22 protein-coding genes are annotated in these 23,351 nt (G+C 67.8%); all 22 read left to right on the top strand.

The genetic code is table 11. The features are described 5' to 3' along the window. Positions 1-10: 10 nt before the first annotated feature. The 22 genes from JJB11_RS01085 (at position 11) to hisC (ending at position 23,349) form a co-directional block, all read left to right on the top strand. Positions 11-538, top strand: coding sequence for a shikimate kinase (locus tag JJB11_RS01085; protein WP_201166057.1), 528 nt, complete (start codon positions 11-13; stop codon positions 536-538). A 10-nt stretch (positions 539-548) separates the two neighbouring features. Continuing rightward, positions 549-1,649 carry a 3-dehydroquinate synthase gene (gene aroB / locus JJB11_RS01080; protein ID WP_201166056.1) on the top strand — a complete coding sequence of 367 codons (1,101 nt, stop codon included), beginning with the start codon at positions 549-551 and terminating at the stop codon, positions 1,647-1,649. A gap of 6 nt (positions 1,650-1,655) precedes the next feature. Continuing rightward, a complete protein-coding gene (locus tag JJB11_RS01075; RefSeq protein WP_201166055.1) occupies positions 1,656-2,795 on the top strand; it encodes a deoxyguanosinetriphosphate triphosphohydrolase in 1,140 nt (379 codons plus the stop codon). A 22-nt stretch (positions 2,796-2,817) separates the two neighbouring features. Continuing rightward, a complete protein-coding gene (locus tag JJB11_RS01070; RefSeq protein WP_201166054.1) occupies positions 2,818-4,044 on the top strand; it encodes an MFS transporter in 1,227 nt (408 codons plus the stop codon). 9 nt (positions 4,045-4,053) lie between these two features. Then, positions 4,054-4,605, top strand: coding sequence for a DUF1415 family protein (locus JJB11_RS01065; protein ID WP_201166053.1), 552 nt, complete (start codon positions 4,054-4,056; stop codon positions 4,603-4,605). Beyond that, positions 4,602-5,495 carry a class I SAM-dependent methyltransferase gene (locus JJB11_RS01060; RefSeq protein WP_201166052.1) on the top strand — a complete coding sequence of 298 codons (894 nt, stop codon included), beginning with the start codon at positions 4,602-4,604 and terminating at the stop codon, positions 5,493-5,495. Before JJB11_RS01065 ends, JJB11_RS01060 begins: the two co-directional genes overlap by 4 nt. A gap of 9 nt (positions 5,496-5,504) precedes the next feature. Further along, on the top strand, positions 5,505-6,215 hold the full coding sequence (locus JJB11_RS01055) for an REP-associated tyrosine transposase (RefSeq protein WP_201166051.1): 711 nt from the start codon (positions 5,505-5,507) through the stop codon (positions 6,213-6,215). A 112-nt stretch (positions 6,216-6,327) separates the two neighbouring features. Next, positions 6,328-11,058 (top strand): glutamate synthase-related protein, encoded by a 4,731-nt coding sequence (locus JJB11_RS01050; protein ID WP_201166050.1) that lies wholly within the window; start codon positions 6,328-6,330, stop codon positions 11,056-11,058. Positions 11,059-11,075: 17 nt separating this feature from the next. Then, entirely contained in the window at positions 11,076-12,542 is a 1,467-nt protein-coding gene (locus JJB11_RS01045; protein WP_201166049.1) for a glutamate synthase subunit beta, read from the top strand. 110 nt (positions 12,543-12,652) lie between these two features. Then, positions 12,653-13,471, top strand: a complete 819-nt coding sequence (locus tag JJB11_RS01040) for an ABC transporter ATP-binding protein (RefSeq protein WP_201166048.1) — start codon at positions 12,653-12,655, stop codon at positions 13,469-13,471. Positions 13,472-13,550: 79 nt separating this feature from the next. Further along, positions 13,551-14,333 carry a lipid asymmetry maintenance ABC transporter permease subunit MlaE gene (mlaE, locus tag JJB11_RS01035; protein WP_201166047.1) on the top strand — a complete coding sequence of 261 codons (783 nt, stop codon included), beginning with the start codon at positions 13,551-13,553 and terminating at the stop codon, positions 14,331-14,333. A gap of 21 nt (positions 14,334-14,354) precedes the next feature. Further along, positions 14,355-14,837 carry an outer membrane lipid asymmetry maintenance protein MlaD gene (gene mlaD, locus JJB11_RS01030; protein ID WP_201166046.1) on the top strand — a complete coding sequence of 161 codons (483 nt, stop codon included), beginning with the start codon at positions 14,355-14,357 and terminating at the stop codon, positions 14,835-14,837. Next, positions 14,834-15,625: an MlaA family lipoprotein gene (locus JJB11_RS01025; protein WP_201166045.1), complete on the top strand. Its 792-nt coding sequence runs from the start codon at positions 14,834-14,836 to the stop codon at positions 15,623-15,625. The genes mlaD and JJB11_RS01025 overlap by 4 nt, the downstream gene beginning before the upstream one ends. A 102-nt stretch (positions 15,626-15,727) precedes the next feature. After that, the gene (locus tag JJB11_RS01020; RefSeq protein ID WP_201166044.1) at positions 15,728-16,381 is read left to right on the top strand and encodes an MlaC/ttg2D family ABC transporter substrate-binding protein; all 654 of its coding nucleotides are present in this window, start codon (positions 15,728-15,730) and stop codon (positions 16,379-16,381) included. 4 nt (positions 16,382-16,385) lie between these two features. Continuing rightward, positions 16,386-16,667: an STAS domain-containing protein gene (locus JJB11_RS01015; RefSeq protein ID WP_201166043.1), complete on the top strand. Its 282-nt coding sequence runs from the start codon at positions 16,386-16,388 to the stop codon at positions 16,665-16,667. Positions 16,668-16,718: 51 nt separating this feature from the next. Continuing rightward, the gene (locus tag JJB11_RS01010) at positions 16,719-17,639 is read left to right on the top strand and encodes an ABC transporter ATP-binding protein (protein WP_201166042.1); all 921 of its coding nucleotides are present in this window, start codon (positions 16,719-16,721) and stop codon (positions 17,637-17,639) included. Positions 17,640-17,784: 145 nt separating this feature from the next. Beyond that, entirely contained in the window at positions 17,785-18,540 is a 756-nt protein-coding gene (locus tag JJB11_RS01005; RefSeq protein WP_201166041.1) for an ABC transporter permease, read from the top strand. 12 nt (positions 18,541-18,552) lie between these two features. After that, on the top strand, positions 18,553-18,795 hold the full coding sequence (locus JJB11_RS01000; RefSeq protein ID WP_201166040.1) for a BolA family protein: 243 nt from the start codon (positions 18,553-18,555) through the stop codon (positions 18,793-18,795). Positions 18,796-18,801: 6 nt separating this feature from the next. After that, the gene (gene murA, locus JJB11_RS00995; protein WP_201166039.1) at positions 18,802-20,067 is read left to right on the top strand and encodes a UDP-N-acetylglucosamine 1-carboxyvinyltransferase; all 1,266 of its coding nucleotides are present in this window, start codon (positions 18,802-18,804) and stop codon (positions 20,065-20,067) included. A 61-nt stretch (positions 20,068-20,128) separates the two neighbouring features. After that, positions 20,129-20,797, top strand: a complete 669-nt coding sequence (hisG, locus tag JJB11_RS00990) for an ATP phosphoribosyltransferase (RefSeq protein WP_201166038.1) — start codon at positions 20,129-20,131, stop codon at positions 20,795-20,797. Beyond that, positions 20,794-22,110, top strand: a complete 1,317-nt coding sequence (hisD, locus tag JJB11_RS00985; protein ID WP_201166037.1) for a histidinol dehydrogenase — start codon at positions 20,794-20,796, stop codon at positions 22,108-22,110. Before hisG ends, hisD begins: the two co-directional genes overlap by 4 nt. Positions 22,111-22,272: 162 nt before the next feature. Then, entirely contained in the window at positions 22,273-23,349 is a 1,077-nt protein-coding gene (gene hisC / locus JJB11_RS00980; protein WP_201166036.1) for a histidinol-phosphate transaminase, read from the top strand. Positions 23,350-23,351: the final 2 nt, after the last annotated feature.

The raw sequence follows: 23,351 nt of genomic DNA, 5'->3' as shown, positions 1-23,351 counted from the left end.
GCGTGGTGACTTGATCCTGTCCCTCGTCGGCATGCCCGGCAGTGGTAAATCCACTGTCGGGCGCCAGCTCGCCAGGCGGCTCGGGCTGCCCTTCTTCGACTCCGACCACCTGATTGAGCAGCGCCTGGGCTGCAGCATCCGCGAGTACTTCGCCCGCGAAGGCGAGCCCGCCTTCCGCGACGTCGAGGAGCAGGTGTTGCGCGAGTTGGCCCAGGGGCCGTCCGCGGTGGTGGCTACCGGAGGTGGGTCGGTGCTGCGGCCCGGCACGCGCGAGGCGCTGCGGCAGGGCGGCAAGGTGATCTACCTGCGTTCGTCCCCCGAGGAGCTGTACCGGCGCGTGCGCCACGACACCCAGCGGCCGCTGCTGCAGGTCGCCGACCCGATGGCCAGGCTGCGCGCGCTGCACGCCGAACGCGACCCGCTGTACCGCGAGACGGCGCACTTCCAGATCGAGACCGGCCGCCCCTCCGTGCCGACGCTGGTGAACATGATCGTGATGCAGCTGGAGCTGGCCGGGGCGCTCCCCCCGCGCGCTTAAACTCGGGGGCATGCCCCCCTCCATGCAAGTTCCCCGGCAGGTGCGCATCGCGCTGGGGGATCGCAGCTACGACATCCTGATCGCCCCTGGCCTGCTCGCGCAGGCCGCGACCTGGGACGGGCTGCCTGCCGCGGCAGCAGCCCTGATCGTCACCAACACCACGGTCGCGCCCCTGTATGCGGCGCGGCTGCGCGCAGCGCTCGGTACCCGCTACCGCTCCGTGCACGAGGTCGTGCTGCCCGACGGCGAAGAGCACAAGGACTGGACCACGCTCAACCGGATCTTCGACGCCCTGCTGGCGCATGGCTGCGATCGCAAGACGGTGCTGTTCGCGCTTGGCGGCGGGGTGGTCGGCGACATCACCGGCTTCGCCGCGGCGAGCTACATGCGCGGTGTTCCCTTCGTGCAGGTGCCCACCACCTTGCTGGCGCAGGTGGACTCCTCGGTCGGCGGCAAGACCGCGATCAACCATCCGCTCGGCAAGAACATGATCGGCGCGTTCTACCAGCCGGCGCGCGTGGTCTGCGACCTCGACACCCTGCGCACCTTGCCCGATCGCGAGCTGAGCGCGGGCCTCGCGGAGGTGATCAAGTACGGTCCGATCGCGGACCTGGCCTTCCTGGACTGGATCGAGGCGAACATCGCCGCGCTGCTGCGACGCGATGTCGATGCGCTGGCACACGCGGTGCGCCGCAGCTGCGAGATCAAGGCCGACGTGGTCGGCCAGGACGAGCGCGAGTCGGGGCTGCGGGCCATCCTCAATTTCGGCCACACCTTCGGTCATGCGATCGAGGCCGGCCTGGGCTATGGCGAATGGCTGCACGGCGAGGCGGTCGGTTGCGGCATGGTGATGGCCTTGCAGCTGTCGCGGCGCCTGGGACTGATCGACGAAGCGTTTGCGCAGCGCGTGACGGACCTGATCGCGCGCGCGGGACTGCCCACGGTGGGCCCGGCGCTCGGCGCCGAGCGCTACCTCGAACTCATGCGCGTGGACAAGAAGGCCGAAGCCGGCGAGATCCGCTTCGTCGTGCTGGAAGGTCCGGGCCGGGCGGGCGTGCGCGGCGCCCCCGATGCGCTGGTGCGGCAGGTGCTGGCCGACTGCACCCGCTGACGCGCCATGAGCCTCGCCCCGTATGCCTGCGATGCAGGGCGCAGCCGCGGCCGCCGACGACCCGAAGCGCCTGCGCCCACGCGCAACGACTTCCAGCGCGATCGCGACCGCATCGTGCACTCCACTGCGTTCCGCCGGCTGGTCTACAAGACGCAGGTCTTCCTGAACCACGAAGGGGACCTGTTCCGCACGCGCCTGACGCATTCGATCGAGGTCGCGCAACTGGCGCGCTCCATCGCGCGGCCGCTCCAGCTCAACGAAGACCTGGTGGAGGCGATCGCGCTCGCGCACGACCTGGGCCACACGCCCTTCGGCCACGCAGGGCAGGACGCGCTGAATGACTGCATGGCGCAGCACGGGGGCTTCGAGCACAACCTGCAGAGCCTGCGCGTGGTGGACAGCCTGGAGGAGCGCTATCCGGACTTCGACGGCCTGAACCTGTGCTTCGAAACGCGCGAAGGCATCCTCAAGCACTGCTCGCGCGCCAACGCGGAGCGGCTCGAGCGGCAGGAACCGGGCGGCGTCGGCCGGCGCTTCCTGGACCGCACGCAGCCTGGCCTGGAGGCGCAGCTGTGCAACCTCGCCGACGAGATCGCCTACAACGCGCATGACATCGACGATGGCGTTCGCTCGGGACTGATCACGCTGGAGCAGGTGGCGCAGGTGCCGCTGTTCGGGCGCTACCACCGCGAAGCGCTGCACGAACATCCGCAACTGCAAGGGCGGCGGCTGCTCTATGAAGCGATCCGCCGGATGCTGAGTGCGCTGGTCTACGACGTGATGGCGGCGACCCGGCAGCGACTCGCCGACGCCGGAGTGAACAGCGTGGACGACGTGCGCATGCAGCAGGCGATGGTGTGCTTCAGCGACCCCATGCGCACGGAATCGGCGGCATTGAAGCAGTTCCTGTTCCGTGACCTGTACCGGCATCCGCGCGTGAGCGAGACGACGCTGCAGGCGCAGCAGGTCGTGCGCGAGTTGTTTGCGTGCTATGTACAGCAGCCGCAGGAAATGCAGGCCGGCTTCACCGCGCGCAGTGACACGCAGCGCGCGGTGGCCGACTACATCGCCGGCATGACGGACCGCTACGCGATGCGCGAGCACGAGCGGCTGACCGGCCGCAGGCTGCTGGTGCCGTCGGCATGAACCGGATGCGGAGTTTCGTGCGGTGACGCGGAGGATCGATCCGGCGCTGGTGGTCGTGCTCGCGGGCATCAGCGCGGCCCTGCATGTCGGCAAGCTGCCGCCCGCCTTGCCCGTGCTGCGCGAGTCCCTGCACATCGGCCTCGTGCAGGCCGGCTTCCTGCTGTCGCTCGTGCAACTCGCCGGCATGACCCTGGGCCTCGCCATCGGTGCGGCCGCGGATTCGCTGGGACCGCGCCGCACGATGGTGCTCGGCTTGCTGATCCTGTCTGCCGCGAGTTTCGCGGGAGGCGCCGTGCACTCGGCCGCGGCGCTCATGGCCTTGCGCGCAGCCGAAGGCGTCGGCTTCCTGCTCGCCTCGCTTCCCGCGCCGGGCCTGATCCGCCGGCTCGTCGAGCCCGCTCGCTTGAGCGCGATGCTGGGTCTCTGGGGTGCGTACATGCCCTTCGGCACGGCCGCGGCATTGCTCGTCGGTCCGGGCTTCATTGCGCTGACGGGCTGGCCCGGCTGGTGGTGGTTGCTGGCCACGCTCTCGCTGGTGATGGCCGTCGTCCTGTTCATCGCTGTCCCTGCGTCGGGAGATGTGCGCGCGGGGATGTCGGTTGCACCGGGCCGGCGCATCGTTCGCACGATCCGCTCGCGCGGACCCTGGCTCGCTTCGCTGGCCTTCGCCGTCTACTCGTCGCAGTGGCTGGCGGTGGTGGGTTTCCTGCCGACCATCTATGCGCAGGCTGGTTTGCCTGTCGCTTACACCGCCGTCGCCACTGCGTTCGCGGCGGCCGTCAACATGGCAGGCAACATCGGTGCGGGCCGCTTGCTGCAACGCCGCGTCCCGGCCGCGGCGCTGCTCCTCACCGGCTATGGCGCGATGCTGGTTGGCGCCATCGTCGCGTTCGCCCAGTGGGGCGAGGGCGGCGTGCAGGTGGCCGCGATCCGCTACGCGGGCGTGCTGCTGTTCTCCACCGTGGGCGGGCTCGTGCCCGGCACCCTGTTTTCCATCGGCGTGCGCGTGGCGCCGGACGAGAGCACGGTCTCGACCACCATCGGCTGGATGCAGCAACTGTCGGCCTTCGGCCAGTTCGTCGGACCGCCGCTGGCAGCGTGGGCCGCCGCGCGCGCCGGCGGCTGGCATGTGATCTGGTGGGTGACGGGATCGCTCGCGGCGACCGGCATGGTGATCGCAGTCGCGATCTCCCGCTTCCTCGCGGGTCACCCTGCCGGTCCCCGGACGGCCTCGCGGGCCCGCCCGTAAAATCCGGCGGTGACGAACCTGGAACCTGCGCTGCAAGACACGCGCCGCTGGCTCGAGCGTGCCGTGGTGGGCCTCAACCTCTGCCCGTTCGCGAAGGCTGTGCTGGTGAAGGGACAGGTGCACTTCGCCGCGACCGAGCGCGACGATCCCGCAGGCATCCTGGAAGCGTTCGCGCAGGAACTGGATGCGCTGCTCGCCTGCGACGCCGACGAGCGCGACACGACGCTGCTGGTGATCCCCCGCGGCATGGACGATTTCCTCGGCTTCCTCGATGTGGTGGCGCGGGCCGAGCGCCTCTTGCGCAAGCGCGGCCTAGAAGGCGAAGTGCAGGTCGCCCATTTCCACCCGCGCTTCGTGTTCGCGGGAACGGACGAGGCGGACGTCACCAACTGCACGAACCGCTCGCCCTGGCCCACGCTGCACCTCCTGCGCGAAGCGAGCATCGACCGCGCGGTCGCAGCCTTTCCCGATGCCTCCGCCATCTACGAGGCGAACATGGAGCGGCTGCGCGCACTGGGGCAGGCCGGCTGGGATGCGCTCGAAGTGGGGCCTTCGCGATGAAGAAGGACGTCCGCGAGGAGCTCGGCCTGCAGCCCGGGCAGTCGATCGAGCTGCTGAAGGAGCTGCACATCCTCACGCGCGAGGGACGCATCAACCAGGATGCGCGGCGCAAGCTCAAGCAGGTGCATCACCTCGTGCAGTTCATCGAGAAGCTGCTGCTCGAGATCCCCGCCGCGCCCGGGCATCCGACGCTGGCCGACCACGGCGCGGGCAAGTCGTACCTGGGATTCATCCTGTACGACCTTTTCTTCCAGCCGCGTGGCGTGGGCCACATCTACGGCATCGAGACGCGCAGCGAACTGGTAGCGCGCTCGCGCGAACTCGCGGCACGGCTCGGCTTCGAGCGCATGAGCTTCCTGCACCTGAGCGCGGCCGATGCGGCCGATGCGGCGGGCCTGCCGGAGCGCATCGACATGGTCACGGCGCTGCATGCGTGCGACACGGCGACCGACGACGCGATCGCCTTCGGCTTGCGCAAGCAGGCGCGCTTCATGGTGCTGGTGCCTTGCTGCCAGGCGGAGCTCGCCAGCGTGCTGCGGCAGCACAAGGCGCTGGACCTGGCGCGCACGCCCCTCGCGGAGCTCTGGCGCCACCCGCTGCACACGCGCGAGATGGGCAGCCAGCTCACCAACGTGCTGCGTTGCCTGTACCTGGAGGCCATGGGCTACCAGGTCACGGTGACGGAACTGGTCGGCTGGGAGCACTCGATGAAGAACGAGCTGATCCTGGCGCGCTGGACCGGGCAGCGCAAGCGCAGTGCGGCGCAGCGCCTGCGCGCCTTGCTCGCGGAGTTCGGCCTGGGCGGGCTGGAGCCTCTGCGCTATCCCGGCCTGCCGGCGCTTGCAGCGACCGAGGGAGAATCTGCGGAAATGGGGTCAGATTCCAATTAAGATGCCGGGATGGCGCGCCTTCCACGGTTGACGATCCCGGGCTATCCGCATCACATCATCCAGCGCGGCAACAACCGGCAGCCCATCTTCAGCGGGACGGCCGACTACGAACTGCTGCTGAACCTCATCGACGAACACGCGCGCAAGCAACAGGTTGCCGTGCACGCGTACGTTCTCATGAGCAATCATTTCCACCTGCTGGCCACCCCCGAGACGGCCGACGGCATCCCGCAGATGATGCAGGCCGTCGGGCGACGCTACGTGCGCAACTACAACCTGCGCCAGGCGCGCACGGGGACGTTGTGGGAAGGCCGTTATCGCTCGACGCTGATCCAGGCGGAGCGCTACCTGCTCGCGTGCATGGTGTACATGGACCTGAATCCGGTGCGCGCCGGGATGGTCGCGGATCCGGCGGACTACCCGTGGTCGAGCTACCTGCACTACATCGGCCGGCGCACGGACAAGCTCATCACGCCGCATCCGCTGTATTGGGAGCTGGGCAACACGCCCTTTGCCCGTGACGTCGCGTATGGGTCACTGGTCCGCGCCGGCATCCGGGAAACGGACAAGCTAGCGCTCACCGATGCGACGCTGCGGGGCTGGGCCTTGGGCGAGCCCGACTATGTCGCCGACCTGCAGCGCCGGACCCAGCGCAGGGTGGTGAAGGGGCAGGCGGGACGGCCGGTCCGGCGCACGGATGATCCGTCCCTAATTAAGTAGACCCGGGAGATCGGCGTCGGGTAATTGGAATCTGACCCCAATTATTTTGCTTGGCAGGGCTGCTGCAGTGCAGTAACCTCGGGTTTTCCCCGAATTCCCAGAGGTGCGCGCCATGACCACGGCTGCCGAGATCGCTCATTTGCAAGAACACGGCCTGTACACGGGCGCCAACGAGCATGACGCGTGCGGCGTCGGCTTCGTAGCCCATATCAAGGGCGAGAAGAGCCACGGCATCGTTTCGCAGGCGCTGAAGATCCTCGAGAACCTCGATCACCGCGGCGCCGTTGGCGCGGACAAGCTGATGGGCGACGGCGCCGGCATCCTGATCCAGCTGCCCGACGCGCTGTACCGCGAGGAAATGGCGGCGCAGGGCGTCGAACTGCCGCCGCCCGGCGAGTATGGCGTCGGCATGATTTTCCTGCCGAAGGAACACGCCTCACGGCTTGCCTGCGAACAGGAACTGGAGCGCGCCATCAAGGCGGAAGGCCAGGTGCTGCTCGGCTGGCGCGACGTGCCGGTGGACCGTGACATGCCGATGTCGCCCGCGGTGCGCGCCAAGGAGCCGATCCTGAAGCAGGTGTTCGTCGGCCGCGGCAGCGACGTCATCGTGCAGGACGCCCTCGAGCGCAAGCTGTACGTGATCCGCAAGACGGCGAGCGCCGCCATCCAGAAGCTGATGCTGAAGCACTCCAAGGAGTACTACGTCCCCAGCTTCTCCAGCCGCACCGTCATCTACAAGGGCCTGCTGCTTGCCGACCAGGTCGGCGTGTACTTCAAGGACCTGCAGGACCCGCGCTGCGTGTCCGCGCTGGGCCTGGTGCACCAGCGCTTCTCCACCAACACCTTCCCCGAGTGGCCGCTGGCCCACCCGTACCGCTACGTCGCCCACAACGGCGAAATCAACACGGTGAAGGGCAACTACAACTGGATGAAGGCGCGCGAAGGCGTGATGTCCTCGCCGGTGCTCTCCGCCGACCTGAAGAAGCTGTACCCGATCAGCTTCCCCGACCAGTCCGACACCGCCACCTTCGACAACTGCCTCGAGCTGCTGACGATGGCGGGCTACCCGCTCGCGCAGGCCGTGATGATGATGATCCCGGAGCCCTGGGAGCAGCACACGCTGATGGACGAGCGCCGCAAGGCCTTCTACGAGTACCACGCCTCGATGCTCGAGCCGTGGGACGGCCCCGCCTCCATCGTGTTCACCGACGGCCGCCAGATCGGCGCCACGCTGGACCGCAACGGCCTGCGGCCCTCGCGCTACTGCGTGACCGACGACGACCTCGTGATCATGGCCTCCGAGTCCGGCGTGCTGCCGGTGCCGGAGAACAAGATCGTGCGCAAGTGGCGCCTGCAGCCCGGCCGGATGTTCCTGATCGACCTGGAGCAGGGCCGCATGATCGACGACGAGGAGCTGAAGTCCTCGCTCGCCAACGCCAAGCCCTACAAGCAGTGGATCGAGAACCTGCGCATCAAGCTGGACGACCTGTCCGAGACCTCGGGCGTGGCGCCCGCCGCGCAGCTGGAGCTGCTCGATCGCCAGCAGGCCTTCGGCTACACCCAGGAAGACATCAAGTTCCTGATGTCGCCCATGGCGCAGGCCGGCGAGGAAGGCATCGGATCGATGGGCAACGACAGCCCGCTGGCCGTCCTGTCCGACCGTAACAAGCCGCTGTACAACTACTTCAAGCAGCTGTTCGCGCAGGTGACGAACCCGCCGATCGACCCGATCCGCGAAGCGATCGTGATGTCGCTCGTCTCCTTCATCGGGCCGAAGCCGAACCTGCTGGACATCAACCAGGTCAACCCGCCGATGCGGCTGGAAGTGAGCCAGCCCATCCTCGACTTCGCCGACATGCAGAAGCTGCGCGAGATCGAGAAGCACACGCACGGCAAGTTCCGCAGCTATACGCTCGACATCACCTATCCGCTGTCGTGGGGCCATGAAGGCGTCGAGGCCAAGCTGGCTTCGCTGAACGCGGAAGCCGTGGACGCGCTCAAGAGCGGCCACAACATCCTGATCATCAGCGACCGCGGCGTGTCGCCCGAGCAGGTCGCGATCCCCGCGCTGCTGGCGCTGTCGTCCATCCACCAGCACCTGATCCGCGAAGGCCTGCGCACGACCGCCGGCCTGGTCGTCGAGACCGGATCGGCGCGCGAGGTGCATCACTTCGGCGTGCTGGCCGGCTACGGCGCCGAAGCCGTGCATCCCTACCTCGCGATGGAGACGCTGGTCTCCATCCACAAGGACCTGCCGGGCGACCTGAGCCCCGAGAAGGCCATCTACAACTACGTGAAGGCGATCGGCAAGGGCCTGTCGAAGATCATGTCCAAGATGGGCGTGTCCACGTACATGTCCTACTGCGGCGCCCAGCTGTTCGAAGCCATCGGCATCAACAGCGACACCGTGGCCAAGTACTTCACCGGCACGGCGAGCCGCGTCGAGGGCATCGGCGTGTTCGAGATCGCCGAGGAAGCGATCCGGCTGCACCGCGCCGCGTTCGGCAACGACCCGGTGCTGTCCACCATGCTCGACGCCGGCGGCGAGTACGCCTGGCGCACCCGCGGCGAAGAGCACATGTGGACGCCCGACGCGATCGCCAAGCTGCAGCACAGCGCGCGCGCGAACAACTGGAACACGTACAAGGAATACGCGCAGCTCATCAACGACCAGAGCCGCCGCCACATGACGCTGCGCGGCCTGTTCGAGTTCCGCGTGGACCCGTCGCGCGCGATCCCGGTCGACGAGGTCGAATCGGCCAAGGAGATCGTCAAGCGCTTCGCCACAGGCGCGATGTCGCTCGGCTCGATCTCCACCGAAGCGCACGCCACGCTGGCGATCGCCATGAACCGCATCGGCGGCAAGAGCAACACCGGTGAAGGCGGCGAGGACCCGGCGCGCTATCGCCAGGAGTTGAAGGGCATCCCGATCAAGACCGGCCAGACCATGGCCGACATCATCGGGCGCGACGTCGTCGAGGTGGACATCCCGCTGAAGGACGGCGACTCGCTGCGTTCGCGCATCAAGCAGGTGGCCTCGGGCCGCTTCGGCGTGACCGCGGAGTACCTGTCGTCCTCCGACCAGATCCAGATCAAGATGGCGCAGGGGGCCAAGCCCGGCGAAGGCGGCCAGCTGCCCGGCGGCAAGGTCTCCAAGTACATCGGCAAGCTGCGGTACTCGGTGCCCGGCGTGGGCCTGATCTCGCCGCCGCCGCACCACGACATCTATTCGATCGAGGATCTCGCGCAACTGATCCACGACCTGAAGAACGTCGCGACGCAGTCCTCCATCAGCGTGAAGCTGGTGTCCGAAGTCGGCGTGGGCACCATCGCCGCCGGCGTCGCGAAGTGCAAGGCCGACCACGTGGTGATCGCCGGGCATGACGGCGGCACGGGCGCGTCGCCCTGGTCGTCGATCAAGCACGCCGGCTCGCCCTGGGAAATCGGGCTGGCCGAAACGCAGCAGACGCTGGTGCTCAACCGCCTGCGCGGCCGCATCCGCGTGCAGGCGGACGGCCAGATGAAGACCGGCCGCGACGTCGTCATCGGCGCGCTGCTCGGCGCCGACGAATTCGGCTTCGCCACCGCGCCGCTGGTGGTCGAGGGCTGCATCATGATGCGCAAGTGCCACCTGAACACCTGCCCGGTGGGCGTGGCCACGCAGGACCCGGTGCTGCGCAAGAAGTTCTCGGGCAAGCCCGAGCACGTCGTCAACTACTTCTTCTTCGTCGCCGAGGAAGTGCGCCAGATCATGGCGCAACTGGGCATCCGCAAGTTCGACGACCTGATCGGCCGCGCCGACTTGCTGGACACGAAGAAGGGCATCGCGCACTGGAAGGCGCGCGGCCTCGACTTCACCCGCCTGTTCGCGCAGCCGCAGGTGCCGGCCGACGTGCCGCGCTTCCACTGCGAGCAGCAGGACCACAAGCTGGAAAAGAGCCTCGACCGGGTGCTGATCGAGAAGTCGCGGGCGGCGATCGAGCGCGGCGAGAAGGTGCAGTTCATGGAGCACGCCCGCAACGTGAACCGCTCCGTGGGCGCGATGCTCTCGGGCGCGCTGACCCGCGTGCACCCGGAAGGCCTGCCCGACGACACGCTGCGCATCCAGCTGGAAGGCACGGGCGGCCAGTCCTTCGGCGCCTTCCTCGCCAGGGGCATCACGCTGTACCTGATCGGCGACGCGAACGACTACACCGGCAAGGGCCTGTCCGGCGGCCGCGTGGTGGTGCGCCCGTCGATCGACTTCCGCGGCGAAGCGACCAAGAACATCATCATCGGCAACACCGCGCTGTACGGCGCGACCTCGGGCGAAGCCTTCTTCGCCGGCGTCGCGGGCGAGCGCTTTGCCGTGCGCCTGTCCGGCGCGACGGCCGTCGTCGAGGGCACGGGCGACCACGGCTGCGAGTACATGACCGGCGGCACGGTCGTTGTCCTGGGCAAGACTGGCCGCAACTTCGCGGCCGGCATGTCGGGCGGCATCGCCTACGTGTACGACGAGGACGGCAAGTTCGCGAGCCGCTGCAACACCGCGATGGTCTCGCTCGAGCGCGTGGGCACGACCGCCGAACAGAAGGCCGGTTCCGGCCAGACCAAGCTGCACCGCGACGAGACCGACGAGGCGCTGCTCAGGAAGCTGCTGGAGGAGCACAACCGCTGGACCGGCAGCCGCCGTGCCCGCGAGCTGCTGGACGACTGGACGAATGCCCGCATGAAGTTCGTCAAGGTGTTCCCCAACGAGTACAAGCGCGCCCTGGCCGAAATGCACGAGCGCGAAGTGGAGCTCGCGAGCGTGGGCAACAACCAGGAAGCCGCGATGCAGCGCGAGACGGCGCCGGCGAAGTAAGAGGACGAAGAAACATCATGGGAAAAGTCACCGGCTTCATGGAATTCGAGCGTCTCGAGGAGGGCTACAAGCCCGTCCCCGAGCGCGTGAAGCACTACAAGGAATTCGTCATCGGGCTCACGGACGCGGAGTCCAAGGTGCAGGCGGCACGCTGCATGGACTGCGGCACGCCCTTCTGCAACTCGGGCTGCCCGGTCAACAACATCATTCCGGACTTCAACGACCTCGTCTACCAGCAGGACTGGAAGAACGCCTGGCAGGTGCTGGACTCGACCAACAACTTCCCCGAGTTCACCGGTCGCATCTGCCCCGCGCCGTGCGAGGCTGCCTGCACGCTGAACTACAACGCGGAGCCGGTCGGCATCAAGTCGCTGGAGCACGCGATCATCGACCGCGCCTGGGACCACGGCTGGGTGCAACCCCGTGCCCCGCGCATCCGGACCGGCAAGAAGGTCGCCGTGGTCGGCTCCGGCCCGGCCGGCATGGCCGCCGCGCAGCAGCTTGCGCGCGCCGGCCACGACGTGACGCTGTTCGAGAAGAACGACCGCATCGGCGGCCTGCTGCGCTACGGCATCCCCGACTTCAAGATGGAGAAGGTCCACATCGACCGCCGCGTCGAGCAGATGAAGGCCGAGGGCGTGACGATGCGCACGGGCGTGATGGTCGGCGAGCTGCCCAAGGACTCGAAGGTCACGAACTGGGCGAAGGAAACGATCACGCCGAAGCAGCTGCAGGAGCAGTTCGACGCGGTGCTGCTCACCGGCGGCGCCGAACAATCGCGCGACCTGCCCGTCCCCGGGCGTGACCTGGACGGGATCCACTTCGCGATGGAGTTCCTGCCGCAGCAGAACAAGATCAACGCCGGCGACAAGGTGAAGGGCCAGATCCGCGCGGACGGCAAGCACGTCATCGTGATCGGCGGCGGCGACACCGGCAGCGACTGCGTGGGAACCAGCAACCGCCATGGCGCGAAAAGCGTGGTGCAGTTCGAGCTGATGCCCATGCCACCCGAGGAAGAGAACAAGGCGCTGACCTGGCCCTACTGGCCGTACAAGCTGCGCACGTCCTCCTCGCACGAGGAAGGGGTGCAGCGCGAGTTCGCGATCGCGACCAAGGCGTTCGTCGGCGAGAAGGGCAAGGTCACCGGCCTGAAGACCGTGCACGTGGAGATGAAGGACGGCAAGTTCGTCGAGATCCCGGGCAGCGAAAAGGAATACCAGGCCGACCTCGTGCTGCTCGCCATGGGCTTCGTGAGTCCCGTGCAGTCCATCCTCGACGGCTTCGGCGTGGAAAAGGATGCGCGCGGCAACGCCAAGGCCAGCACGGATTTCCACGGCGGCTATGTGACGAATGTCCCGAAGGTGTTTGCGGCGGGTGACATGCGGCGGGGCCAGTCGCTGGTCGTCTGGGCCATTCGGGAGGGCCGACAAGCGGCGCGCTCGGTGGACGAATTCCTCATGGGATTCAGCGACTTGCCGCGTTGACGCCACACGCCGGCCGGTCCTAAGCCCCCGGTAAGTCTGCTGATCAGCAAACCTCCTATCATTCCGGGTTTGTATTACCGGCCGCGCCCGCCGCGGCCCTCTTCCCCCGGATGACCGATCCCGACGCGAGCGCGCTGGTCGAATGCCGCAACCTGAGCTTCGGCTATGACCAGCGGCGCATCCTCGACGACGTGAGCTTCACCGTGCCGCGCGGCAAGGTGACGGCGCTCATGGGCGCGTCCGGCGGCGGCAAGACCACGGTGCTGCGCCTGATCGGGGGCCAGGTGCGTCCGCAGGGCGGCGACATCCTGTTCGACGGCGAGAGCATCCCCGGGCTGGACCGCGACGGGCTCTATCGCATGCGTCGCCGCATGGGCATGCTGTTCCAGTTCGGCGCGCTGTTCACCGATCTCTCCGTGTTCGACAACGTGGCCTTCCCGCTGCGCGAGCACGCCGGCCTGCCGGAAAGCCTGGTGCGCGACATCGTGCTGATGAAGCTGAACGCCGTCGGCCTGCGCGGCGCCCGCGACCTGATGCCCAGCGAGGTGTCGGGCGGCATGGCGCGGCGCGTCGCCCTCGCGCGCGCGATCGCGCTGGACCCGGACCTGGTGATGTACGACGAACCGTTCGCCGGCCTCGATCCCATCTCGCTGGGCACCGCGGCCCACCTGATCCGGCAGTTGAACGACACGCTCGGCATCACCAGCATCGTCGTGTCGCACGACCTGGAGGAGACGTTCCGCATCGCCGACCACGTGATCGTGCTGGCCAACGGCCGCATCGCTGCGCAGGGCGCGCCAGCGGAAGTGCGTGGTTCCGACGATCCCCTGGTGCACCAGTTCGTGCACGCGCTGCCGGAAGGCCCCGTGCATTTCCACTACCCGGGCCCCACGGTCGCCGAGGATTTCAGCGGAGGCCTGGAGAAATGAGCCCCCCACGCAAACTTCGTTTGCTGCCCCCCCATGGCCATGGGGGGCGTGGCGCCCTTCGGGCGGCCGGGCGGGCGCCATGACCTGGTGGCGTCCTGCCGACGTGGGCTTCGCCGTGCGCACCAAGCTGGCGGACGTCGGCCACTCGGCGCGCCTGCTCGGGCGGCTGCTGGCCCTGGTCGGACCGACCTTCGCGCGGGGCCGGCTGGTGCGCGACCAGGTGCACTTCCTGGGCAACTATTCGCTCGCGATCATCGGCGTGTCCGGCCTGTTCGTCGGCTTCGTACTGGCGCTGCAGGGCTACTACATCCTGCAGCGCTATGGCTCCTCCGAAGCGCTGGGCCTGATGGTGGCGCTGAGCCTGGTGCGCGAGCTCGGGCCCGTGGTCACCGCCTTGCTGTTCGCCGGCCGCGCGGGCACCTCGCTGACCGCAGAGATCGGCCTGATGAAGGCGGGCGAGCAGCTCTCTGCCATGGAGATGATGGCAGTCGATCCCGTGCAACGTATCCTCGCACCGAGGTTCTGGGGCGGCGTGATCGCGATGCCGCTGCTGGCGGCCGTCTTCAACGCCGTCGGCATCCTGGGCGGCTGGCTGGTCGGCGTGGTGCTGATCGGGGTCGACCCCGGGTCCTTCTGGAGCCAGATGCAGGGAGGCGTGGACGTGTTCAAGGACGTGGGCAACGGCGTCATCAAGAGCATCGTGTTCGGGCTGGCGGTGACCTTCATCGCCGTGCTGCAGGGCTACGTGGCGCACCCGACGCCCGAAGGCGTGTCGCGCGCGACGACCCGCACCGTCGTGATGGGCTCGCTCGCCGTGCTGGCGCTGGACTTCGTGCTCACGGCCATGATGTTCAGCATCTGAGGATCAAGGAGTAAACGTTTCATGGAGCGCAACAAGAACGACGTCTGGGTGGGGCTGTTCGTCCTCATCGGCGCCGCCGCGCTGGTGTTCCTGGCCCTGCAGGCCGCCAACCTGCTCACGCTGAGTTTCCAGCCCACGTACCGACTGATGGCCCGCTTCGACAACATCGGCGGCCTCAAGCCGCGTGCCGCGGTGAAGAGCGCCGGCGTGGTGGTCGGCCGCGTGGAATCCATCAGCTTCGACGACAAGACCTTCCGCGCGAACGTGGCCATGTCCATGGATTCCCGTTATCAGTTTCCCAAGGACAGTTCACTGAAGATCCTGACCAGTGGCCTGCTGGGTGAGCAGTACGTGGGGCTGGAGGCCGGCGCCGACGAGAAGGTGCTCGCCAGCGGCGATACGATCAACAATACCCAGTCCGCGGTGGTGCTCGAGAACCTGATCGGACAGTTCCTGTACAACAAGGCGGCGGAAGCTCCCGCTGCGCCGCCCGCGAAGAAATGAAACCTGATCCGCAGCCGGCGCGCCTGACGGCCGCCGTCATCGCACTCGCCGCGTCGCTCGCGCTGCTGGGTGGCTGCGCCACGGTCGCACACCCGAACCCGCGGGACCCGCTGGAGCGCCTGAACCGCGGCACCTTCGCCTTCAATGAAGGCGTGGACAAGGTGGTGCTCAAGCCCGTCGCGACCTTGTACCGCGACAAGGTTCCATCGCTGGTGCGCACCGGCGTCTCCAACTTCTTCGGCAACCTGGGCGACGTGTGGTCCGCCGCGAATGCGCTGATGCAGTTCCACCTGCAGGACGCGGAAGAAGACATCGCACGCTTCCACCTGAACACGATGTTCGGCCTGTTCGGCATCTTCGACCTGGCCAGCGACCTGAACATCGAGCGGCATCGCGAGGACTTCGGGCAGACGCTGGGCCGCTGGGGCCTGCCACCGGGGCCTTACCTGGTGCTGCCTCTGCTGGGGCCGTCCACGCTGCGCGACACCGTCGCACTGCCCGTGGACTGGCGCTACGACCTCATCAGCAGTGTGCGTCCCCATGATGCGCGCGCCGTCACGTATGGGCTGCGAGCGGTGGACGCGCGCTCCAATCTGCTGCGGGTCAGCAGTGTCCTGGACGAGGCAGCCCTGGACAAGTACTCCTTCACTCGCGATGCCTATTTGCAGCGCCGTCGTGCAGAGATCTTCGATCACGACGAAGATGACCACGAGGTGCCGCCGCCCTTGCCCGAGGACGGCAGCGATCCGCCGCCCGCCGGACAACGAGCGCCAGCGCCCGCGCGTTGACCCGTTGCAGGCTGTTGCCTTGAGCGCAGCGCCGCGGCGAACGCGTGCCGCGCGCACTTGTTCCAAGGGAGACCGGGCCCGGCCCGACAGAAAAGGAAAAGCATGAACCGACGTACCCTGGGCCGCATGGCGGCCGCAGTTTTCACCGCAGTCCTGTTCGGCGGCCTGGCGCCGCTCGCGCTGGCGGCCGACGAAGCGCCGGACGCCTTCATCAAGCGGCTGTCGGACGACTTGCTCGCGACCATCCGCACCGACCACAAGGTCCGCAACGGCGACATCGACCACATCATGGCGGTGGTCGATGCGAAGATCATGCCGAACGTCAACTTCCAGCGGATGACCGCCTCCGCGGTGGGGCCGGCCTGGCGGGAAGCCACGCCGGAGCAGCGCAAGCGCCTGCAGGAGGAGTTCAAGCTGCTGCTGGTGCGCACCTATTCGGGCGCGCTCTCGCAGGTCTCCGACGAGAGCATCACGATGAAGCCCCTGCGCGCGGCGCCGACGGACACCGACGTGATCGTGCGCAGCGAAATCCGCGGGCACGGCGACCCGATCCAGCTGGAGTACCGGCTCGAGAAGACGCCGGGGGAGGGCGCCGGCTGGAAGATCTACAACCTCAACGTGCTGGGTGTGTGGCTGGTGGAGACCTACCGCACGCAGTTCGCGCAGGAGGTCAACGCCCGCGGCATCGACGGCCTGATCGCCACGCTGGCCGAACGCAACCGCTCGAACGCCGCGGGCGTCGCGAAGAAGGGCTGAGCGCGTGCTGGTGCTCCCGGTCGAACTGACGCACGCGCAGGCGACGGCCTGCTGCCGGATGCTGGCGCAGGCGCTGCGCACGGAGCCCGCCCGCGAGGCCGTGGCCGATGCATCGGCGCTGCGCCAGTTCGACTCGTCCGCCCTCGCGGTGCTGCTGGAGTGCCGGCGTGAGGCCCTTGCGCTGGGCAAGAGCTTCGCCGTGCACCAGTTGCAGCCGCGCTTGCGCGCGCTCGCCACGCTGTATGGCGTGGCTGAACTGCTGCCGGAGGCGGTCGTTCCCGCCTGATCCCCCCACGGGGCGCGGGACAGGCCCCGGCGGTAAAATGGCCGGTTGCCCATGCCCGCCATCTCCTTCCAGTCCGTCTCCAAGACCTACAGCACCGCGCGAGGCAGCTTCCAGGCGCTCGACGGCGTGTCCTTCGACATCGAGCAGGGCGAGTTCTTCGGCCTGCTCGGTCCCAACGGCGCAGGCAAGACGACCCTCATCAGCATCCTTGCGGGCCTGGTGCGCGCGAGCGCCGGCCGCGTGCTGGTGCAGGGGCATGACGTGCAGCAGGAGTACCAGCTGGCGCGGCGCCAGCTGGGCGTGGTGCCGCAGGAGCTGGTGTTCGACCCGTTCTTCACGGTGCGCGAGGCGCTGCGTATCCAGTCCGGCTACTTCGGCGTCAAGAACAACGAGGCCTGGATCGACGAACTGCTGGCGAGCCTGGGGCTCGCGGACAAGGCGAGCGCCAACATGCGTCAGCTCTCGGGTGGCATGAAGCGGCGCGTGCTGGTGGCGCAGGCGCTGGTGCATCGCCCGCCGGTGATCGTGCTGGACGAGCCGACCGCGGGCGTCGACGTGGAGCTGCGCCAGACGCTGTGGCAGTTCATTGCCCGCCTCAACCGCGAAGGCCACACGGTGCTGCTCACGACCCATTACCTGGAAGAAGCCGAGGCGCTGTGCAGCCGCATCGCCATGCTCAAGGCCGGCAAGGTGGTGGCGCTGGAGCGCACCAGCGACTTGCTGCAGGCCGCTTCCACCAACGTGCTGCGCTTCAAGCTCGATGGCGCCCTGCCGCGCGAATTCGAAGGCAAGGCGCGCGTCACCGGCCGCATCGTGCAATTGCCCGCACACGACGCGCACGAGATCGAACAACACCTCGCCGTCATCCGCCAAGCCGGCCTGCGGGTAGAAGACGTCGAAATCCGCAAGCCGGACCTGGAGGACGTGTTCCTCGACGTGATGTCGGTGGGGCGGGAGAGGGTACCGGCATGAATTTCGCCAATCAGAACGCAGAGGACGCAGAGATTACGCAAAGGACGCAGAGGAAGAAGCGATCCAAAGAGGGAATTCCTTCTGCGTCCTCTGCGAAACCTTTGCGTCCTCTGCGTTCATCTGCATGCATGCCGAAAGTCCCCGCATGACCGGCTGGCAAACGCTCCTGTACAAGGAAGTGCTGCGCTTCTGGAAGGTGAGCTTCCAGACCGTCGCGGCGCCCGTGCTTACCGCGCTGCTGTACCTGCTGATCTTCGGGCACGTGCTGTCGGACCGCGTGAAGGTCTACGACCAGATCAGCTACACCGCGTTCCTCGTGCCGGGGCTCGTGATGATGAGCGTGCTGCAGAACGCGTTCGCCAACAGCTCCTCCTCGCTGATCCAGAGCAAGATCACGGGCAACCTCGTCTTCGTGCTGCTCACGCCGCTGTCGCACTGGAGCTGGTTCATCGCCTACGTCGGTGCCTCGATGGTGCGGGGGCTCTGCGTCGGGCTCGGGGTGTTCATCATCACCGTGTGGTTCACCCACGTGGGCTTCGCTGCCCCCCTGTGGATCCTGCTGTTCGCGGTGCTCGGCGCCGGCATGCTGGGCGCGCTGGGGCTGATCGCGGGCCTCTGGGCCGAGAAGTTCGACCAGATGGCCGCGTTCCAGAACTTCGTGATCGTGCCGATGACGTTCCTCTCGGGCGTCTTCTATTCCATCCACTCGCTGCCGCCGTTCTGGCAGCGCATCTCGCACCTCAACCCGTTCTTCTACATGATCGACGGCTTCCGCTACGGGTTCTTCGGCGTGAGCGACGTGTCGCCCTGGCTCAGCCTGGGCATCGTCGGCAGCGCCATGCTCGTGGTGGGTGCCATTGCCGTGCACCTGCTGCGCATCGGCTACAAGATCCGCGGCTAGAACCTCATCCCCATGACCGCCGACCAACTCCGCTCCCTCATCGCCTCCGGGCTCGCCTGCGACCACCTCGAGGTGGACGGTGACGGCCGCCACTGGACCGCGGTCATCGTGTCAGCCGAGTTCGCCGGTTTGCGTCCTGTCCAGCGGCACCAGCGCGTCTACGCGACCCTGGGTGCGAGAATGCACACCGACGAGGTGCATGCCTTGTCGATGCAGACCTTCACGCCGGCCGAATGGCAGGCGCTTCCTCACTAAAGGCCCATGGACAAGCTCCTGATTCGCGGCGGCCGCCCGCTGAATGGCGAAGTGCGCATTTCCGGCGCCAAGAACGCCGCCCTGCCGGAACTGTGCGCGGCCCTGCTCAGCGCCGAGCCGGTGACCCTGAAGAACATCCCGCGCCTGCAGGACGTGGCGACGATGCTGAAGCTCATCCGCAACATGGGTGCGACAGCGGAGTTCAGCCCCGAGGGCACGGTGCTGCTCGACTCCAGCGAACTGCATTTTCCCGAAGCGCCCTACGAGATGGTGAAGACCATGCGCGCCTCCGTGCTGGCGCTCGGGCCGCTGCTCGCGCGCTTCGGCGAGGCGACGGTGTCGCTGCCCGGCGGCTGCGCCATCGGCGCGCGCCCGGTGGACCAGCACATCAAGGGCCTGCAGAAGATGGGCGCCGAGATCGTGATCGAGCACGGCTACATGATCGCCAAGCTGCCCAAGGGCTGGACGCGCCTGAAGGGCGCGCACATCCGCACGGACATGATCACGGTCACCGGCACCGAGAACTTCATGATGGCGGCGGCGCTGGCGGAAGGCGAGACGATCCTCGAGAACCCGGCGCAGGAGCCGGAGATCACCGACCTCGGCGAGATGCTGGTCGCCATGGGCGCCAAGGTCGAAGGCCATGGCAGCGGCCGCATCCGCATCCAGGGTGTCGAGAAGCTGCACGGCGCCACGCACAGCGTGGTGTCCGACCGCATCGAGTGCGGCACCTTCCTGTGCGCCGTTGCCGCCACGGGCGGCAACGTGTTCCTGCGCGACGGCCGCGCCGACCACCTCGATGCGGTGATCGACCTGTTGCGCGCGGCGGGCGCGCAGGTGGAGGCCGTCGAGGGCGGCATTCGCGTGCGCTCGCAGGGGCGGCTGGAGGCCCAGAGCTTCAAGACCACGGAATACCCCGGCTTCCCCACCGACATGCAGGCGCAGTTCATGGCGCTCAACTGCATCGCGGAGGGTGACGCGAAGATCACCGAGACCATCTTCGAGAACCGCTTCATGCACGTGAGCGAGCTCATGCGCATGGGCGCGCGCATCGACGTGGACGGCAAGGTGGCGGTGACCCACGGCGTCGAGCGCCTCTCGGGCGCCTCGGTGATGGCCACCGACCTGCGCGCTTCCGCCAGCCTGGTGATCGCCGGCCTGGTGGCCGACGGCGAAACCCTGGTCGATCGGATTTACCATCTCGACCGTGGCTACGAGCAGATGGAAGCCAAACTCAGGCAGCTCGGCGCGGACATCGAAAGAGTGAAGTAGTCTGCGCCGGTTCGGCGGCGGCGCCCCAGGCGGCCGCGCGCGATCGGATAGATTGGATCCCATGAACACCGGGGCACGACCCGCGATCACCCTCGCCCTGTCGAAAGGGCGCATCTTCGACGAGACCCTGCCGCTGCTGAAGGCGGCCGGGATCTCCGTGCTGGACGACCCCGAGAAGTCGCGCAAGCTGATCCTCGCGACCAACGACCCGCAGCTGCAGGTGGTGCTGGTGCGCGCGACGGACGTGCCCACCTATGTGCAGTACGGCGGCGCGGACCTGGGCGTGACCGGCAAGGACACGTTGATCGAGCACGGCGGCCAGGGCCTGGTGCAGCCGCTGGACCTGCAGATCGCCAAGTGCCGCGTGAGCGTGGCCGTGCGCGCCGACTTCGACTACGCCTTCGCCGTGCGCCAGGGCTCGCGGCTGCGGGTCGCGACCAAGTACGTGAACATCGCCCGCGAGTTCTTCGCCGCCAAGGGCGTGCACGTGGACCTGATCAAGCTCTACGGCAGCATGGAGCTCGCGCCGCTCACCGGCCTGGCCGACGCCATCGTGGACCTCGTGTCCACCGGCGGCACGCTCAAGGCCAACAAGCTGGTGGAAGTGGAACGCATCATGGACATCAGCTCGCGCCTGGTCGTGAACCAGGCCGCGCTCAAGCTGAAACAGGAACCGATCCGCCACCTGATCGACGTCTTCGCCCGCACCGTGGCGGCCACCGCGACATGAGCCTCACTGCCAGTCCCCTGCGCCTCGCGACCACCGACGCCGGCTTCGATGCCGCTCTGACTGCTCGCCTGCAGTGGTCCGCCGACACCGACGCGGGTATCGAGCAGGCGGTCGCGGCCATCCTCGCCGACGTGCGCAAGCGCGGCGATGCTGCGGTGGTGGAGTACACCAACCGCTTCGACATGAAGGCGGGCTCGATGGCGGAGTTGCAGTTGCGCCGCGGCGAACTGAAGACCGCCTTCGAAGGCCTGCCCGCCAGCCAGCGCGAGGCGCTCGAGATGGCGGCAGCGCGCGTGCGCAGCTACCACGAGGCGCAGAAGAAGGCGTCGGGCGAAAGCTGGTCGTACCGCGATGCGGATGGCACGCTGCTGGGCCAGAAGGTCACGCCGCTCGACCGCGTGGGCATCTACGTGCCGGGTGGCAAGGCCGCGTATCCGTCCTCCGTGCTGATGAACGCCGTCCCGGCGCAGGTCGCGGGCGTGGGCGAAATCATCATGGTGGTGCCCACGCCGCGCGGCGAGAAGAATCCGCTGGTGCTGGCGGCCGCGCACGTCGCTGGCGTCACCAGGGCGTTCACCATCGGCGGCGCGCAGGCGATCGCGGCGCTGGCCTACGGCACCGAAACGGTTCCACGCGTGGACAAGATCACCGGCCCCGGCAACGCCTACGTGGCCGCGGCCAAGCGGCGCGTGTTCGGCCAGGTCGGCATCGACATGATCGCCGGGCCCAGCGAGATCCTGGTGCTGGCCGACGGCAGCACGCCGGCGGACTGGGTCGCGATGGACCTGTTCTCGCAGGCCGAGCACGACGAACTGGCGCAAAGCATCCTGCTTTGCCCCGACGCGGGCTACATCGCCCAGGTGCAGGCCGCGATCGACCGGCTGCTGCCCGAGATGCCGCGCGCCGAAATCATTGCCAAGTCGCTCAATGACCGGGGCGCCCTGATCCATACACGCTCGATGGAAGAGGCGTGCGAGATCAGCAACCGCATCGCGCCGGAACACCTGGAGGTCGCCAGCGCCGATCCGCACCGGTGGGAGCCGCTGCTGCGCCACGCCGGCGCGATCTTCCTGGGCGCGTACACCAGCGAATCGCTAGGCGACTACTGCGCCGGCCCGAATCACGTGCTGCCCACGAGCACCACGGCGCGCTTCTCCAGCCCGCTGGGCGTATACGACTTCCAGAAGCGCAGCAGCCTGATCGAGGTGAGCGAAGCCGGCGCCCAGGTGCTGGGCAAGGTCGCCGCCGAACTCGCCTACGGCGAAGGCCTGCAAGCCCATGCCCGCGCGGCGGAGATGCGGCTGAAGGGTTAGCATTGCGTCTTACCGCGCAAGAGAACGCAGAGGCCGCAAAGGTTTCGCAGAGGACGCAGAGGAACATCCGCTGAAGATTTCGCTGCGTTCTCTGCGTTCTCTGCGTCCTCTGCGTCATCTCTGCGCACTCTGCGTTCCATTCGTCGTGCAACCCTGTCCTCCATGAGCGCCACCCTCGACCAACTGATCGCCACCCGCATCCGCCAGGACGTGCAGGGCATGCATGCCTATGCGGTCCAGGATTCGCGCGGCATGGTGAAGCTCGATGCGATGGAGAACCCGCATCGGCTGCCCGCGGCCTTGCAGAAGGAGCTCGGAGAGCGTCTCGCCGACGTGGCCCTGAACCGCTATCCGGGCGAGCGCATCGACGACCTGAAGGCCGCGCTCGCTCGCCACGCGCAGCTGCCCGCCGGCTTCGGGCTGATGCTGGGCAACGGCTCGGACGAACTGATCTCGCTGCTGGCGCTCGCCTGCGACCTGCCGGGCGCCACCATCCTGGCACCGCAGCCCGGGTTCGTCATGTATGCGATGAGCGCGCAGTTGCAGGGGCTGAAGTTCGTGGGCGTGGACCTCACGCCGGACTTCGAACTCGATGAGAAGGCGATGCTGGATGCGATCGCGCTGCACCAGCCCGCGATCGTCTACCTGGCGTATCCGAACAACCCCACGGCCAATCTCTGGAACGATGCGACGATCGAAAAGATCGTCCAGGCGGCGCCCGGCTTCGTGGTGATCGACGAGGCCTACCAGCCCTTCGCCAGCCGCAGCTACCTCGATCGGATGGCGAAGCACGAACACGTGCTGCTGATGCGCACGCTCAGCAAGTTCGGCCTGGCCGGCGTGCGCATCGGCTACATGATGGGGCCGCAGCGGCTCGTGCAGGAAATCGACAAGGTGCGGCCGCCCTACAACGTGAGCGTGCTGAATTGCGAGGCTGCCCTGTTCGCGCTGGAGCACGAGGACGTGTTCGCCGCGCAGGCCGCGGAGCTGAAGCGCGAGCGCGCGCGGCTGCAGGCCGCGCTGAAGGACCTGGGCCTGAAGTCCTGGCCCAGCGACGCCAACATGATCCTGGTGCGCGTGCCCGACCCTGCGGCGAGCTTCGAGGGCATGAAGGCGCGCAAGGTGCTCGTCAAGAACGTTTCTAGAATGCATCCATTGCTGGCCGGCTGCCTGCGCCTGACCGTCGGCACCGCCGAAGAGAACGCGCAGATGCTCGCCGCCCTGCGATCCACCTTATGAGC

It is taken from the genome of Ramlibacter ginsenosidimutans, from assembly GCF_016654015.1.
GTDB classification, from domain to species: domain Bacteria; phylum Pseudomonadota; class Gammaproteobacteria; order Burkholderiales; family Burkholderiaceae_C; genus Ramlibacter; species Ramlibacter ginsenosidimutans.
This window is presented reverse-complemented; position numbering and strand designations above follow the sequence as displayed.

Bases quoted from the DNA above. Each gene is read 5' to 3' on its own strand.
- aroB (WP_201166056.1), top strand. From the start codon at position 549: ATGCCCCCCTCCATGCAAGTTCCCCGGCAGGTGCGCATCGCGCTGGGG.
- JJB11_RS01075 (WP_201166055.1), top strand. From the start codon at position 1,656: ATGAGCCTCGCCCCGTATGCCTGCGATGCAGGGCGCAGCCGCGGCCGC.
- JJB11_RS01060 (WP_201166052.1), top strand. From the start codon at position 4,602: ATGAAGAAGGACGTCCGCGAGGAGCTCGGCCTGCAGCCCGGGCAGTCG.
- JJB11_RS01055 (WP_201166051.1), top strand. From the start codon at position 5,505: ATGGCGCGCCTTCCACGGTTGACGATCCCGGGCTATCCGCATCACATC.
- JJB11_RS01050 (WP_201166050.1), top strand. From the start codon at position 6,328: ATGACCACGGCTGCCGAGATCGCTCATTTGCAAGAACACGGCCTGTAC.
- JJB11_RS01045 (WP_201166049.1), top strand. From the start codon at position 11,076: ATGGGAAAAGTCACCGGCTTCATGGAATTCGAGCGTCTCGAGGAGGGC.
- JJB11_RS01040 (WP_201166048.1), top strand. From the start codon at position 12,653: ATGACCGATCCCGACGCGAGCGCGCTGGTCGAATGCCGCAACCTGAGC.
- mlaE (WP_201166047.1), top strand. From the start codon at position 13,551: ATGACCTGGTGGCGTCCTGCCGACGTGGGCTTCGCCGTGCGCACCAAG.
- mlaD (WP_201166046.1), top strand. From the start codon at position 14,355: ATGGAGCGCAACAAGAACGACGTCTGGGTGGGGCTGTTCGTCCTCATC.
- JJB11_RS01025 (WP_201166045.1), top strand. From the start codon at position 14,834: ATGAAACCTGATCCGCAGCCGGCGCGCCTGACGGCCGCCGTCATCGCA.
- JJB11_RS01020 (WP_201166044.1), top strand. From the start codon at position 15,728: ATGAACCGACGTACCCTGGGCCGCATGGCGGCCGCAGTTTTCACCGCA.
- JJB11_RS01010 (WP_201166042.1), top strand. From the start codon at position 16,719: ATGCCCGCCATCTCCTTCCAGTCCGTCTCCAAGACCTACAGCACCGCG.
- JJB11_RS01005 (WP_201166041.1), top strand. From the start codon at position 17,785: ATGACCGGCTGGCAAACGCTCCTGTACAAGGAAGTGCTGCGCTTCTGG.
- JJB11_RS01000 (WP_201166040.1), top strand. From the start codon at position 18,553: ATGACCGCCGACCAACTCCGCTCCCTCATCGCCTCCGGGCTCGCCTGC.
- murA (WP_201166039.1), top strand. From the start codon at position 18,802: ATGGACAAGCTCCTGATTCGCGGCGGCCGCCCGCTGAATGGCGAAGTG.
- hisG (WP_201166038.1), top strand. From the start codon at position 20,129: ATGAACACCGGGGCACGACCCGCGATCACCCTCGCCCTGTCGAAAGGG.
- hisD (WP_201166037.1), top strand. From the start codon at position 20,794: ATGAGCCTCACTGCCAGTCCCCTGCGCCTCGCGACCACCGACGCCGGC.
- hisC (WP_201166036.1), top strand. From the start codon at position 22,273: ATGAGCGCCACCCTCGACCAACTGATCGCCACCCGCATCCGCCAGGAC.